This window comes from Cupriavidus sp. Agwp_2 (assembly GCF_040784895.1).
Taxonomy (GTDB): domain Bacteria; phylum Pseudomonadota; class Gammaproteobacteria; order Burkholderiales; family Burkholderiaceae; genus Cupriavidus.
Map to the genome: position 1 here is coordinate 2,889,187 of NZ_CP088083.1, position 13,309 is coordinate 2,902,495.

Here is a 13,309-nt window from a genome sequence, read left to right on the forward strand (position 1 = left end):
TAGGCGCCGCAAAAACCGGGGAGACAACCCATGTATTACTTGCTTGGTCTGTCACGACAGATCGACAGGTTGAATCAGCACACGGGCAGGCTTGCAAACATCATGATCCTGCTGTCGTGCCTGATCAGCGCAGGCAACGCCCTTCTGCGCTATGGCTTCAACTTGAGCGATAACTGGCCGCTCGAACTGCAGTGGTACATGTTTGCCATTGCCGTGATGTTCGGCGCCTCCTACACCTTCCAGCGCAATGAGCACGTGCGCGTAGACCTGATCTACGGCAACGTCTCCGAACGCGCGCAGCACTGGATCGACATCTTCGGCATCGTGGTGTTCCTGCTGCCGTCGTGCATCCTGTTCACCTGGCTGTCGTGGGAATCGCTGTTCCTGCCCTCGTGGCGCATCCTCGAGCAATCGGGCAACTCCGGCGGCCTGCCGCGTTACCCGATCAAGCTGGTGGTGCCCGTCGGCTTCGCCCTGCTGACGCTGCAGGGTGTGTCCGAACTGATCAAGCGCTTCGCCGCCCTCAAGGGCCTGGTGCGCATCGAATCCAAGTACGAGAGGCCGGTTCAATGATTCCGTTGGAATATATGCCGCCGATGATGTTCGGCGGCCTGGTGCTATTCATGCTGATCGGGTTCCCGGTCGCATTTTCCCTGTCGGCGGTGGGCCTGGCCTTCGGCTTCCTGGCGATCGAATGGGGCTACTTCCCGCTCAGTTTCCTGCAGGCAGTGCCTAGCCGCGTGTTTGGCAGCGTGCTGGGCAACGAGCTGCTGCTGGCGATCCCGTTCTTCACCTTCATGGGCGCGATCCTGGAGAAATGCGGGCTGGCCGAGGACATGCTCGATTCGATGGGCCAGCTGTTCGGCCCGGTGCGCGGCGGCCTGGGCTACTCGGTGATCATCGTCGGCTTCATCCTCGGCGCGATCACCGGCACGGTGGCGGCGCAGGTGATCGCCATGGCGATGATCTCGCTGCCGGTGATGATGCGCTACCGCTACAACATGAAGTACGCCACTGGCGTGCTGGCGGCATCGGGCACCATCACGCAGCTGGTGCCGCCTTCGCTGGTGCTGGTGGTGCTGGCCGACCAGCTCAAGACGCCGATGGGCAGCGCTGACGTCGGCAGCATGTACCTGGGCGCGTGGGGCCCGTCGGTGGTCCAGATCGCCCTGTTCGCGCTCTACACCTTCGTGCTGACCCGGCTCAAGCCCGACTGGCTGCCGCCGGTGCCGGCCGAGGCGCGCACGCTGCGCGGCTGGGCGCTGTGGCGCAAGTGCCTGCGCGGCATCGTCCCCTGCGCGGTGCTGATCTTCCTGGTGCTCGGCACGATCATGCTGGGCATCGCCACGCCGACGGAATCCGGCGCCATGGGCGCGGTCGGCGCGCTGGTGCTGGCGGTGATCCGTGACAAGGCGTTCACCAATATCGACCGCCAGGTCTACCGCGTCGGCATCGCCGCCACCCTGGTGGCCGCCGCGGTGGGCGTCTTCGCCTTCGGCTCGCATGTGTTCCGCATCCCGCTGGCCGTGGTCTACCTGGTCATCCTCTGGCTGTTGATCCGCGCCGGCCAGATGACCGAGCTGCGCCTGCTGATCGTCGATGCCTACCAGTCCACGGCGCGCATCACCGCGATGGTGGTGTTCATCCTGATCGGCTCCACCTGCTTCTCGGTGGTGTTCCAGGGCGTGGACGGCGGCGCGTGGGTCGAGCACCTGTTCACCTCGCTGCCGGGCGGCTGGATCGGCTTCCTGATCGTGGTGAACCTGTTCATCTTCTTCCTGGCCTTCTTCCTGGACTTCTTCGAGATCGCCTTTATCGTGGTGCCGATGCTGGCGCCGGTGGCGGTCAAGGTGCTGGCGCCGGTGGTGGCCGATTCGATGGGCGGCAACCCGGAGGCCGCAGCGACAGCCGCGCTGGTGTGGTTCGGCGTGATGCTGTGCGTGAACATGCAGACCTCGTTCATGCACCCGCCCTTCGGCTTCGCGCTGTTCTACCTGCGCGGGATCGCGCCGAAGGAAGTGAAGAGCTCGGACATCTACTGGGGCGCGCTGCCCTGGGTCGGCCTGCAGATGGTGATGGTGGTGGCGGTGATCTTCTGGCCGGGCATGGTGACGGGGCTGCTGGACAAGGGGTCGCTCAAGCACAGCGGCTCGGCGGAGGTCAGCATCCCGCTTGGCGGCGAGCCGGAAAAACCGGCCTCGATACCGGGGGCGCCGTCCGCGCCGGGTTCGCTGGAGTTGCCGGGCGCCCCGGCGCAGAGCGAGCCGGCCGCGCCGCAGTTCGAGTTCGAGAAGAAGAACTGAGCCCGGCATCGTCCGGACCGGCAAACTGGAAGTGCCCCGCAGCGATGCGGGGCTTTTTCATTGGCGCAAGCAAAAGAGAAAGCCCCGCTTGCGCGGGGCTTTTCAGGTGCCGACTTCAGCTGGCCGCTCAGGCTACCTGCTTCACGCAGTCCACGAAGTAAGCCTTCTTGCCGTCCACCTCGTCCTCCACCAGCCCGTGGATATCCGTCTCGAAGCCCGGGAACAGCTTGTTGAACTCGCGCGCGAACTTCAGGTACTGCACGATGGTGCGGTTAAAGCGCTCGCCCGGGATCAGCAGCGGAATGCCCGGCGGGTACGGCGTCAGCAGGATGGCGGTGACGCGCCCTTCCAGCTCGTCCACCGGCACGCGCTCGATCTCGCGGTGCGCCATCATCGCCCACGCGTCCGACGGCTTCATCGCCGGTTCCATATCCGACAAGTACATCTCGGTGGTCACGCGCGCCACGTCGTTGGCCTTGTACACGCTGTGGATCGCATCGCACAGGTCACGCAGGCCCATGCGCTCGTATTGCGGGTACTTGCCGACGAATTCCGGCAGCACGCGCCACAGCGGCTGGTTCTGGTCGTAGTCGTCCTTGAACTGCTGCAGCTCGGTCACCAGCGAGTTCCAGCGGCCCTTGGTGATGCCGATGGTGAACATGATGAAGAACGAATACAGCCCGGTCTTCTCGATGATGATGCCGTGCTCGGCCAGGTACTTGGTGACGATCGCCGCGGGAATGCCGCGCTCGCTGAACTCGCCGTCCACGTCGAGGCCCGGGGTGATAAGGGTGGCCTTGATCGGGTCAAGCAGGTTAAAGCCGTCGGCCAGGTCGCCGAAGCCATGCCAGCGCTCGTTGGCCTTGAGCATCCACTCCTCGCGGTCGCCGATGCCGTCTTCGATCAGCGCGTCGGGGCCCCACACCTTGAACCACCAGTCGCCGTTGTTGCCGGCATCGTACTCGCCCTCGACCTTGCGCATGGCGCGGCGGAAGTCCATCGCCTCCTGGATGCTTTCTTCAACCAGCGCAGTGCCGCCAGGCGCTTCCATCATCGCCGCGGCCACGTCGCACGAGGCAATGATCGAGTACTGCGGGCTGGTCGAGGTGTGCATCAGGTACGCCTCGTTGAAGCGGTAGCGGTCCAGCTTGCGCGTCTCGGAGTCTTGCACGAGGATCTGCGAGGCCTGCGACAGGCCGGCCAGCAGCTTGTGCGTGGACTGCGTGGCGAACACCAGCGCGTCCTTGCTGCGCGGGCGGTCCTTACCGATCGCGTGCATGTTGCGATAGAAGTCGTGGAACGCCGCGTGCGGCAGCCAGGCTTCATCGAAATGCAGCGTGTCGATCTCGGCCGCCAGCATCTCCTTGATCTGCTCGGCGTTGTACAGCACGCCGTCGTAGGTGCCCTGCGTGATCGTCAGGATACGCGGCTTCTGGTTCTTGGCCTTGCTGGCGAACGGGTGCGCGGCGATCTTGCGCCTGATCGTTTCCGGATCGAACTCGCTCTTCGGGATCGGGCCGATGATGCCGTAGTGGTTACGCGTGGGCATCAGGAACACGGGAATCGCGCCCGTCATCATGATCGCGTGCAGGATCGACTTGTGGCAGTTGCGGTCCACCACCACGATGTCCCCCGGCGCCACGTTGGCGTGCCACACCATCTTGTTCGACGTCGAGGTACCGTTGGTGACGAAGAACATGTGGTCCGAGTTGAAGATGCGCGCGGCATTGCGCTCGGACGCCGCCACCGGGCCGGTGTGGTCGAGCAGCTGGCCGAGTTCATCCACCGCGTTGCAGACGTCGGCGCGCAGCATGTTCTCGCCGAAGAACTGGTGGAACACCTGGCCCACCGGGCTCTTCAGGAATGCCACGCCGCCCGAGTGGCCCGGGCAGTGCCACGAGTAAGAGCTGTCCTGCGCGTAGTCGATCAGCGCCTTGAAGAACGGGGGCGCCAGCGTGTCCAGGTAGACCTTGGCCTCGCGGATGATATGGCGCGCGACGAACTCCGGCGTGTCCTCGAACATATGGATGAAGCCGTGCAGCTCGCGCAGGATATCGTTGGGGATATGGCGCGAGGTGCGGGTCTCACCATAAAGGAAGATCGGCAGGTCCGAGTTGCGGCGGCGCACTTCGGCAACGAAGGCGCGCAGCTTCTCGATCGCGGCGGCTTCGGGCTGGTCGTCGTCGCGCACGAACTCATCGTCGTCGATCGACACGATAAAGGTCGACGCGCGGCTGGACTGCTGCGCAAACGACGTCAGGTCGCCGTAGCTGGTCAGGCCCATGACCTCCATGCCTTCTTTCTCGATCGCCTCGGCCAGCGCGCGGATGCCCGAGCCGGAGATGTTCTCGGAGCGAAAGTCTTCGTCAATGATGATGACGGGAAAGCGGAATTTCATTGGGCATCCTTGATGGAAAGCAGGACATAAAGGACTTGAGCCACATGGCCGGCAGGGGTTCCCCTGCGACGGCGACATGTGGCTCTCACGTCAGGTCTTGGCGGCCCGCGCGGTCATCGCGGCGCGGCCTTTCCGGCAAACGCCGGCATTGTAATGCGATCAGGTCTTCGGCAGTGTGACACCGTGCTGGCCCTGGTACTTGCCGCCCCGGTCGGCGTACGAGGTCTCGCAGACTTCATCGCTTTCGAAGAACAGTACCTGGGCGCAGCCTTCGCCGGCGTAGATCTTGGCAGGCAGCGGCGTGGTGTTGGAGAACTCCAGCGTCACATAGCCTTCCCATTCCGGCTCGAACGGGGTCACGTTGACGATGATGCCGCAGCGCGCATAAGTGCTCTTGCCGAGGCAGATGGTCAGCACGCTGCGCGGGATGCGGAAATACTCCATCGTCCGCGCCAGCGCGAAGGAATTCGGCGGAATGATGCAGACATCACCCCTGAAGTCCACGAAGGACTTCTCGTCGAAGTTCTTCGGGTCGACGATGGTGCTGTTGATGTTGGTGAAGATCTTGAATTCGTCGGCGCAGCGGATGTCGTAGCCGTAGCTCGAGGTACCGTACGACACGATCTTGCGCCCGTCGGCCTCCCGGACCTGCCCTGGTTCGAACGGCTCGATCATGCCGTGCTGCTCCGCCATGCGGCGGATCCATTTGTCGGATTTGATGCTCATAGTTGGGAGGTAGACACACTGGCTCGGAGTGCGCCGCATTGTACAACCATTCCGCCCGCGTTCTGTTGAGACAGCGCCGCATCCTCGCCGACGCTTAATGTGATTCACGAATCATATTCAAGCTGCCGCGTCCTCGGGAACCCGGTGACGGAACCGTTCGCGGCCCGTGTAGAGCAGGAAATGCTTGCCGGTACAGCGCGCGAACAGCGTCAGGTTGACCCGCGTGGCCATCTGGTAGCCCATCTGCGTCACGCCCGAGCGCGACAGCAGGAACGGGATCCCCATCTGCGCGCCCTTGATGACCATCTCCGAAGTCAGGCGCCCGGTGGTGTAGAAGATCTTGTCGGCGCCAGTCATGCCTTCCAGCCACATGCGCCCGGCGATGGCATCCACCGCGTTGTGGCGGCCAACGTCCTCGACGAACATCAGCAACTCGGTTCCGCTGAATAGCGCGCAGCCATGGACCGAGCCCGCCTGCTTGTAGACCGACTGCTGCAACCGGATGGTGTCGATGATGCCGTACAGGGTGTCCTGGTCGAGCATGGCACCGACCGGCAAGCGGATATTGTCGACCTCGTCCAGCAGCGAGCCGAACACCGTGCCCTGCCCGCAGCCGGTAGTCACTACGCGGCGCGCGGTGCGTTCCTCGATGCGGTCGACGCCGGTGCGGGTGGTGACGGCGGCGGATTCCGTCTCCCAGTCGACCTGCACCGCGGCAATGTCCTCGATCGATTCGACCAGCCGCTGGTTGCGCAAGTAGCCCAGCACCAGGTGCTCGGGCGCGCCGCCCAGTGTCATCAGCGTGACCAGTTCGCGCTTGTCCAGGTAGACCGTCAGCGGGCGCTCGCCAGGCAGGTAAGCCGCGCGCACGCGCCCCTGCTCGTCGACGACTTCGACCTCTTCGATCAGCGGAACGGCTGCCTGGGTAAGCTCGGGACGCAAAATCATGACGGGAAGGCTCAGGGCTGCTGGAAGGTGCCCCGTGCCGTCCAGGCGAGCATCGGGGCTGCGGTTACGGTGCCTTTGCGGGGGATTGTACCCCGCCGGGCGCAGCCGGTCTGGCGTCGGGCCCGGTGCTGGCGACTGCGGGCGCCGGGGCTTCGGCGGGTGCGGATGCCACGGGCGGGGCGAACGGTCCCGGGTCGGCACATGGCGCACCCTGCGCCGCCGCGCGCGCTTCCTTGTTCTGTGCCTGGCGTTCGGCGTAATAGCGGGTCGCGATCTTGTCCTGCGCACGGCACAACTGGAAGGCTGCGACCTTGTCCGACCAGGCGGCGCGGGCCTTGGCCTCGGCGGCCTTGGCCTGCTGGGCTTCGCTCGGCGGCGGCAGCCTGGCCAGCGCGCCGGCGCTCAGGGTGGCGCCGGCGGCCAGGACGATCAGCGTCAGGGTGCGTGTCATGGTCGATGCCTTCCTAAGAATCAGGCGCCCAGCCGCATCAGGCTTCGCCAGGGGTATGCCGGGCGGACCGGCCTGCCGCCGCATCCGGGCCGGCCGGATCGGGCGAACGCTGGGCGGGGATCTTGCCGGACTGGATGTCGTCGTACCAGAGCTCGTGATGTTCCTTCGCCCAGGCTTCGTCGACCCAGCCGTCGCGCATGGCGCGGTACGCGCCTTCCATGCCGACCGTGCCCATGTAGATATGGCCACACGCCATCGCGATCATCAGCACGGCCGAGATGCCATGGATCACGTTGGCAATCTGCATGGTCGCGCGGTAGTAGTCCATGCCCGGTACGATCATGTCGAGCACCCAGCCCGAGGCCGACAGCACGATGCCGAAGATAAACACGCCGACCCAGAACCACATCTTCTCGCCGGCATTGAAGCGCCCGCTCGGCACGTGCTTGCCGGACGTCAGCCCGCCGAGGCGGGTGACCCAGCGCACATCGTCGCGGCTGGGCAGGTTATCGCGCACGAACACCACGAAGGCGACGATCACCGACAGCGTGAAGATCGGCCCGACCACGTTGTGCAGGTTCTTCAGGATGTAGGTGAGCCAGCCGAACAGCATGTGCCCCATCAGCGGCAGCAGGAAATGCTTGCCGAGCAGCATCACGATGCCCGACACCGCCAGCACCACGAACGAGATCGCCATGGTCCAGTGGACGATGCGCTCCAGTGGCGTGAAGCGCTCGATCATGCGGCCGGTGCGCGGCTCGCGCAGCGGGATGGTGCCGCGCCACAAATAGAAGCCAAGGATTGCCAGCGGCACTACCAGCAGCAGCCAGCCACCCCAGACGGTGATCACGCCATTGCGGAACAGGCGCCATTTCTGGCCGGTGCGCTGGATCAGCACGCCGGCTTCCTTGTCGGGCAGGCTGCTGTAGTGGCGCTGGTCGGAGTTGATCTCGCGCCAGACCGGCGCATTGTTGCCGGGCTGCGTGACGGTGCGTTGCTGCTGCGACTGGGCCTCGGCGGCGATGTCGCGGCGCGGCACGTCGAAGATGTTCTCAGACGCAATGCCCGCAAGCGGCTGCGCCGGATGCGTGGCGGGGTTGTTGGTATCGGCGCTGCCCGACGCGGTGGCCGGCCCGGTCGACGGCCCGGGGGCGGGAGCCTGGGCCGCGGCGGTTCCGGCCACGGCCATCAGGGCCAGCGCGCCGGCCACGAGCCAGCGGCGCCAGCCGGCGCCCTGCCCGCTGCGGCATGCATTGTGCGACGGCGTCATACGCCCTCCTTCAGATCATCGGGAGCCTGCGCGCGGATGGCGGCGCCTCCCCACTGCGGCGCATTCATTGCACGCGGTTGTACTCGTTCTGGTACTGGTTGCGCTGGCGGATCTGGTTATGCCAGCTGGTCTTGTCGCCCGCGGTCCAACCCTTGGAGACAAACGGGTCGTCGGGCGCGCCCTGGTAGGCCTGGGCGTCGGCCTTGCGGTGCGACTGGTTGATCGTCTGCGGCTTTTCGCCGCACGCGGCCAGCAGCGCACCGCACAGTGTCAGCAGGGTGATGGCGCAGGCGCGGCTCATGATGTCTGGCCTCCCTGAGCGCCGGTTGCGGCGGGGGTAGCCGGTGCAGCCGGCGCGGCCGGTGCGGCTGGCGTGGAGCGGGCCCCGGGCGCGTCCGGCGCGGCGGAACCAGCCGGAGCTGCCGGCGCGCCTGGCGCGGCCTTGGGCACGCCATAGGCCGTGCCCCAGCCGAACACGTCGCCGCCGGTACCGCGCTTGATCACGCGGTTGCGCAAGATGTCGGCGATCACATCGCCGTCACCGCCCAGCAGCGCCTTGGTCGAACACATCTCGGCGCACAAGGGCAGCTTGCCCTCGGCCAGCCGGTTGCGGCCGTATTTCTCGAACTCCGCCTCGCTGCCGTTCTTTTCCGGGCCGCCGGCGCAGAAGGTGCACTTGTCCATCTTGCCGCGCACGCCGAAGGTGCCGGTCGACGGAAACTGCGGCGCGCCGAACGGGCAGGCGTAGGAGCAGTAGCCGCAGCCAATGCAGACGTCCTTGTCGTGCAGCACCACGCCGTCGTCGGTGCGGTAGAAGCAGTCGACCGGGCACACCGCCATGCACGGCGCGTCGGAGCAATGCATGCAGGCTACCGAGATCGACTTTTCGGCGCCGACCATGCCGTCGTTGACGGTGACCACGCGGCGCCGGTTCACGCCCCACGGCACCTCGTGCTCGTTCTTGCAGGCCGTGACGCAGCTGTTGCACTCGATACAGCGCTCGGCGTCACAGATGAATTTCATGCGTGCCATGATGTCCCTCTGTCCTGTGACTTATGCAAACCGCTCGATCTGGCAAACGGTGGTCTTGGTCTCCTGCATCATCGTCACCGAGTCATAGCCATACGTGGTGGCGGTGTTGACGGCCTCGCCCCGCACCACCGGCATCGCGCCCTCGGGGTAGTAGTCCTTCAGGTCCTTGCCCTGCCACCAGCCCGAGAAGTGGAACGGGATAAAGGCGGTATCCGGCCCGACCCGCTCGGTCACCAGCGCACGCACCTTCAGCATTGCGCCGGTTGGCGTCTTGACCCAGCAGAAGTCGCCGTTGCGGATGCCGCGATCGGAGGCCGCGCGCGGGTTGATCTCGACGAAGTTCTCCTGCTGCAGCTCGGCCAGCCACGGGTTGGAGCGGGTTTCCTCGCCACCGCCCTCGTACTCGACCAGCCGCCCGGAGGTCAGGATGATCGGGAACTTCTCGTAGACCTTGTTCTCGATATTGCGCTGCTGCACCGACTTGTACAGCGTCGGCAGCCGCCAGAACGCCATCTTGTCGTCGTGGGTCGGGTACTTGGCGACCATGTCGGCCCGCGTGGAGTACAGCGGCTCGCGATGCTGCGGGATCGGGTCGGGGAAGTTCCACACCACCGCGCGCGCCTTGGCATTGCCGAACGGATGGCAGCCATGGTTCTTCAGCACCACGCGCTGGATGCCGCCGGAGAGGTCGGTCTTCCAGTTCTTGCCTTCGGCCTTGGCCTTCTCGGCGTCGGTCAGGTCATCCCACCAGCCCAGCTTCTTCAGCAGCACGTGGTCGAATTCCGGATAGCCGGTGGTGATTTCCGCGCCCACGGAATACGAGCCGTCCTCGGCCAGCAGGTTGACACCGTCGCGTTCCACGCCGAAGTTGGCGCGGAAGTTGCCGCCGCCGTCCATCACATGCTTGCTGGTGTCATACAGGTTGGGCGAGCCCGGGTGCTTGAGCTCCGGATTGCCGTAGCACGGCCACGGCAGGCCGAAGTAGTCGCCGGTCAGGTCGTAGCCGGTGAGGGGGTCCTTGCCTTGCTTGCAGCGCAGCGTCTTGACGTCGAACATCTGCATATTGCGCATATGCGACTTCAGCCGTTCCGGCGACTGGCCGGTGTAGCCAATGGTCCAGTTGCTGGCGTTGATCTCGCGCAGGATCGACTCTGGCTCCGGCTCCATCCAGGTGCGGCCGGCGCGCTTGACCTCGATCATCTTGTAGTTCTTCGACAGCTCCTTGCCGAAGCCGAACTTTTCGGCGAATGCGTGCATCAGCGTATGGTCGGGCATCGACTCAAACAGCGGCTCGATGACCTTCTCGCGCCATTGCAGCGAGCGGTTCGATGCCGTGCACGAACCCGACGTCTCGAACTGCGTGCATGCCGGCAGCAGGTACACGGCACGGTTCGGGTTGACCTTGTCGCCTTCTGCCGGCGGCATGTTGGCCATGGCCGCGGTGGCTGACGGATACGGATCGACCACCACCAGCAGGTCGAGCTTGTCCAGCGCCTTCTTCATCTCCAGCCCGCGCGTCTGCGAGTTGGGCGCATGGCCCCAGAAGAACACGCCGCGCACGTTGTTGTCCTGGTCGATCAGCTCGTTCTTCTCGGTGACGATATCGATCCAGCGCGACACCGTGGTGCCGGACTTCTCCATCATCGTCTGCGAGACGAACTGCTTCTTGATCCATTCGTAGTCCACGCCCCACACCGCCGCGTAGTGCTTCCACGCGCCGGTGGCGAGACCGTAGTACCCGGGCAGCGAGTCGGGGTTGGGCCCGACGTCGGTGGCGCCCTGCACATTGTCATGGCCGCGGAAGATATTGGCGCCGCCGCCCGACACGCCGATATTGCCCAGCGCCAGCTGCACGATGCACGACGCGCGCACGATCGCGTTGCCGATGGTGTGCTGGGTCTGGCCCATGCACCACACCAGCGTGCTGGGGCGGTTCTTGGCCATGGTTTCGGCGACAAGGTAGACCTGTGCCTCGGGCACACCGGTCACTTCCTCGACCTTGTCGGGCGTCCACTTGGCCAGCACCTCTTCCTTGACCTTGTCCATCCCATAGACGCGGTCGTTCAGGTACTTCTGGTCTTCCCAGCCGTTCTTGAAGATGTGGTACAGCATGCCGAACAGGAAGGCGATATCGGTGCCCGAGCGGATGCGCACATAGTGATGCGCCTTGGCCGCGGTGCGCGTGAAGCGCGGATCGACCACGATCACCTTGCAGCCGTTTTCCTTGGCGTGCAGCAGGTGCAGCATCGACACCGGGTGCGCCTCGGCCGCGTTCGAACCGATATACAACGCAGCCTTCGAGTTCTGCATATCGTTGTACGAGTTCGTCATCGCACCGTAGCCCCACGTGTTGGCCACGCCCGCCACGGTAGTCGAGTGGCAGATGCGCGCCTGGTGGTCAGTGTTGTTGGTGCCGAAGAACGAAACCCATTTGCGCAGCAGGTACGACTGCTCGTTGCTGTGCTTGGACGAGCCGACGAAGAACAGCGAATCCGGGCCGGTCTGCTGGCGGATCTCCTTCATCTTCGCGGTGATCTCGTCGAGCGCCTGGTCCCAGCCGATGCGCTGGTACTTGCCGTTGACCAGCTTCATCGGATATTTAAGCCGGTATTCACCGTGGCCGTGCTCGCGCAGCGCGGCGCCCTTGGCACAGTGCGCGCCCAGGTTGATGGGCGAATCGAACACCGGTTCCTGGCGGATCCACACGCCGTTCTGCACCACCGCATCGACGGCGCAGCCGACCGAGCAGTGGCCGCACACGGTGCGGCGCACGACGATGCCGTTCTTGCCGTCGGCAGCGCCCTTCTTGTCGTCGGCGGCATCGGCCTTGCGCAGCAGCGTCAGCTGCGACGCCGCCAGGCCGGCACCGACGCCGATGCCTGAGCGCTTGAGAAAGCTGCGGCGGTCCATGGTCGGCATGGCGCCGGCCAGGCTTGCGGCGAGCCGCTGTGAGAGGCGTCCGGTTCCGGCTTGCGCGCCGGCAGGGTCGTGCCGGTTGGCGAGGCCGTCAGCGAGGCGGGCGGATGCGCCCTGCGCCGCGCGTTTGCGGGTCAAGATCATGTCTCACCTCAGATGCGGACGAGAGCCGTCCGGTTGCAGGCGGCGCGGCGAACCACGCCGCCCTGGCATTTACACCAGTGTGGTCCGGTAGTACTTGCGAATGTGTTCGGAGACCCGGTAGCCCTTGCTGTCCGACGGGGTGTCGGTGGGTTCCGGCAGAGCGGCGGCCTGGTCCGGTAGTGCCGGTCCACGCGCTGTCAGCGCAGCCGCACCCGTTGCGGCAGCCACAACTCCAGCGCCCGCGAGAAACGTGCGGCGCGCGACCCGGGTTGGCTTCTCTCTCATGTGGGGGGCTCCTCGGCTGTCAAAGCCCGATGGTTTTCGCCGTTATGCGTTGTTATGCATATTCTAGAATCAACTCAGCGGAAAGACCATGCAATGCACGGGTTTTTCCTTACATTCCCGCTGATTTTGCGGTATAGCGCAGGCCCCCCTCGGATACCCGACCGCGCGCAGTCCTCTTCAGTTCATCTCAAGCGCGAGTGCCTCGACACCAGCGAAGGCGGCCAGCAGGCCGGCAACGCTGCGGTAGAAACGCGCCTGCGGGTGCGCGATCACTGCATCGCACAATTTCTCCACCCACGGCTGCAAGTGCTGCGCATAGAAGCGCTGCTGCTCGCCGAGGTTCGACACTGACAGGTCGTCGCCGGCCACCAGGAAGCGCATCACCTCGCACAGCGTGGCAATGTGGTCTTCGGTCTCGCTTACTTCCTCGTGGCGCTCCAGGCCATAGCGGGCCAGGTCTTCGCGCAGCGCCACCAGCGGGCGCTCGTTGAGGAAGCCGGTCAGGTAGAACGAGCCATACAGGAACACGTCCTGCCGGCCCACGCCGACGAACAGCTGCCGATATTCCTCTTCGGCCTGCGCCGCGGTGGTCTCGGATGCTGCGTCGCACAAGGCGTTCCAGGCTTTGCCCAGTACCGTATCCGCGTCTTCGCCAACGGCGCGGTTGGCAGCAATGTGGTGCAGCAGTGCCGCATCGGGGGCGCGATAAAACAGCGTGGCCAGCAACCCGTACAGGTCGGCGCGAGCGGTGTCCTCGGCATCGTCGGCGGGCGGTGCGGCGGTGAGCTGGATCGGCTGGAAATCTGTCATGTCGTGATGGTTTGTATCGAAAGCGG

At 65.2% G+C, this 13,309-nt stretch carries 12 protein-coding genes; 2 read left to right on the top strand and 10 right to left on the bottom strand.

Annotated features, from left to right (window positions below; genetic code table 11):
• Positions 1 to 30 precede the first annotated feature (30 nt).
• Both LPA45_RS13530 and LPA45_RS13535 read left to right on the top strand, forming a co-directional pair.
• Entirely contained in the window at positions 31 to 573 is a 543-nt protein-coding gene (locus LPA45_RS13530; RefSeq protein WP_116317939.1) for a TRAP transporter small permease subunit, read from the top strand.
• Positions 570 to 2,303: a TRAP transporter large permease subunit gene (locus LPA45_RS13535; RefSeq protein WP_116317940.1), complete on the top strand. Its 1,734-nt coding sequence runs from the start codon at positions 570 to 572 to the stop codon at positions 2,301 to 2,303. The genes LPA45_RS13530 and LPA45_RS13535 overlap by 4 nt, the downstream gene beginning before the upstream one ends.
• A gap of 127 nt (positions 2,304 to 2,430) precedes the next feature.
• Here the strand turns inward: LPA45_RS13535 and LPA45_RS13540 are convergent, their stop codons facing one another.
• From LPA45_RS13540 to LPA45_RS13585, 10 genes are all read right to left on the bottom strand, one after another.
• Positions 2,431 to 4,701 carry an arginine/lysine/ornithine decarboxylase gene (locus LPA45_RS13540; RefSeq protein ID WP_317919845.1) on the bottom strand — a complete coding sequence of 757 codons (2,271 nt, stop codon included), beginning with the start codon at positions 4,699 to 4,701 and terminating at the stop codon, positions 2,431 to 2,433.
• A gap of 159 nt (positions 4,702 to 4,860) precedes the next feature.
• Positions 4,861 to 5,427, bottom strand: a complete 567-nt coding sequence (gene dcd, locus LPA45_RS13545; protein WP_116317942.1) for a dCTP deaminase — start codon at positions 5,425 to 5,427, stop codon at positions 4,861 to 4,863.
• Between the two features lie 117 nt (positions 5,428 to 5,544).
• Positions 5,545 to 6,375 carry a formate dehydrogenase accessory sulfurtransferase FdhD gene (locus tag LPA45_RS13550; RefSeq protein ID WP_317919844.1) on the bottom strand — a complete coding sequence of 277 codons (831 nt, stop codon included), beginning with the start codon at positions 6,373 to 6,375 and terminating at the stop codon, positions 5,545 to 5,547.
• Between the two features lie 64 nt (positions 6,376 to 6,439).
• A complete protein-coding gene (locus tag LPA45_RS13555) occupies positions 6,440 to 6,826 on the bottom strand; it encodes a hypothetical protein (protein ID WP_367394605.1) in 387 nt (128 codons plus the stop codon).
• Positions 6,827 to 6,863: 37 nt separating this feature from the next.
• Positions 6,864 to 8,096, bottom strand: coding sequence for a formate dehydrogenase subunit gamma (locus LPA45_RS13560; RefSeq protein WP_116317945.1), 1,233 nt, complete (start codon positions 8,094 to 8,096; stop codon positions 6,864 to 6,866).
• Positions 8,097 to 8,160: 64 nt separating this feature from the next.
• Entirely contained in the window at positions 8,161 to 8,397 is a 237-nt protein-coding gene (locus tag LPA45_RS13565; protein ID WP_116317946.1) for a hypothetical protein, read from the bottom strand.
• The gene (gene fdh3B, locus LPA45_RS13570; protein ID WP_116317947.1) at positions 8,394 to 9,128 is read right to left on the bottom strand and encodes a formate dehydrogenase FDH3 subunit beta; all 735 of its coding nucleotides are present in this window, start codon (positions 9,126 to 9,128) and stop codon (positions 8,394 to 8,396) included. The genes LPA45_RS13565 and fdh3B overlap by 4 nt, the downstream gene beginning before the upstream one ends.
• Positions 9,129 to 9,149: 21 nt before the next feature.
• Positions 9,150 to 12,188 carry a molybdopterin-dependent oxidoreductase gene (locus tag LPA45_RS13575; protein WP_116317948.1) on the bottom strand — a complete coding sequence of 1,013 codons (3,039 nt, stop codon included), beginning with the start codon at positions 12,186 to 12,188 and terminating at the stop codon, positions 9,150 to 9,152.
• Positions 12,189 to 12,257: 69 nt separating this feature from the next.
• Entirely contained in the window at positions 12,258 to 12,473 is a 216-nt protein-coding gene (locus LPA45_RS13580; protein WP_116317949.1) for a formate dehydrogenase, read from the bottom strand.
• 177 nt (positions 12,474 to 12,650) lie between these two features.
• Positions 12,651 to 13,283 carry a molecular chaperone gene (locus LPA45_RS13585; RefSeq protein ID WP_116317950.1) on the bottom strand — a complete coding sequence of 211 codons (633 nt, stop codon included), beginning with the start codon at positions 13,281 to 13,283 and terminating at the stop codon, positions 12,651 to 12,653.
• Between the last annotated feature and the right edge of the window lie 26 nt (positions 13,284 to 13,309).

What these genes read in the sequence shown, in the direction of transcription:
- LPA45_RS13580 (WP_116317949.1), bottom strand. Translation starts at nt 12,473, where the DNA reads ATGAGAGAGAAGCCAACCCGGGTCGCGCGCCGCACGTTTCTCGCGGGC.
- LPA45_RS13585 (WP_116317950.1), bottom strand. Translation starts at nt 13,283, where the DNA reads ATGACAGATTTCCAGCCGATCCAGCTCACCGCCGCACCGCCCGCCGAC.
- LPA45_RS13540 (WP_317919845.1), bottom strand. Translation starts at nt 4,701, where the DNA reads ATGAAATTCCGCTTTCCCGTCATCATCATTGACGAAGACTTTCGCTCC.
- LPA45_RS13530 (WP_116317939.1), top strand. Translation starts at nt 31, where the DNA reads ATGTATTACTTGCTTGGTCTGTCACGACAGATCGACAGGTTGAATCAG.
- dcd (WP_116317942.1), bottom strand. Translation starts at nt 5,427, where the DNA reads ATGAGCATCAAATCCGACAAATGGATCCGCCGCATGGCGGAGCAGCAC.
- LPA45_RS13575 (WP_116317948.1), bottom strand. Translation starts at nt 12,188, where the DNA reads ATGATCTTGACCCGCAAACGCGCGGCGCAGGGCGCATCCGCCCGCCTC.
- LPA45_RS13550 (WP_317919844.1), bottom strand. Translation starts at nt 6,375, where the DNA reads ATGATTTTGCGTCCCGAGCTTACCCAGGCAGCCGTTCCGCTGATCGAA.
- fdh3B (WP_116317947.1), bottom strand. Translation starts at nt 9,128, where the DNA reads ATGGCACGCATGAAATTCATCTGTGACGCCGAGCGCTGTATCGAGTGC.
- LPA45_RS13560 (WP_116317945.1), bottom strand. Translation starts at nt 8,096, where the DNA reads ATGACGCCGTCGCACAATGCATGCCGCAGCGGGCAGGGCGCCGGCTGG.
- LPA45_RS13555 (WP_367394605.1), bottom strand. Translation starts at nt 6,826, where the DNA reads ATGACACGCACCCTGACGCTGATCGTCCTGGCCGCCGGCGCCACCCTG.
- LPA45_RS13565 (WP_116317946.1), bottom strand. Translation starts at nt 8,397, where the DNA reads ATGAGCCGCGCCTGCGCCATCACCCTGCTGACACTGTGCGGTGCGCTG.
- LPA45_RS13535 (WP_116317940.1), top strand. Translation starts at nt 570, where the DNA reads ATGATTCCGTTGGAATATATGCCGCCGATGATGTTCGGCGGCCTGGTG.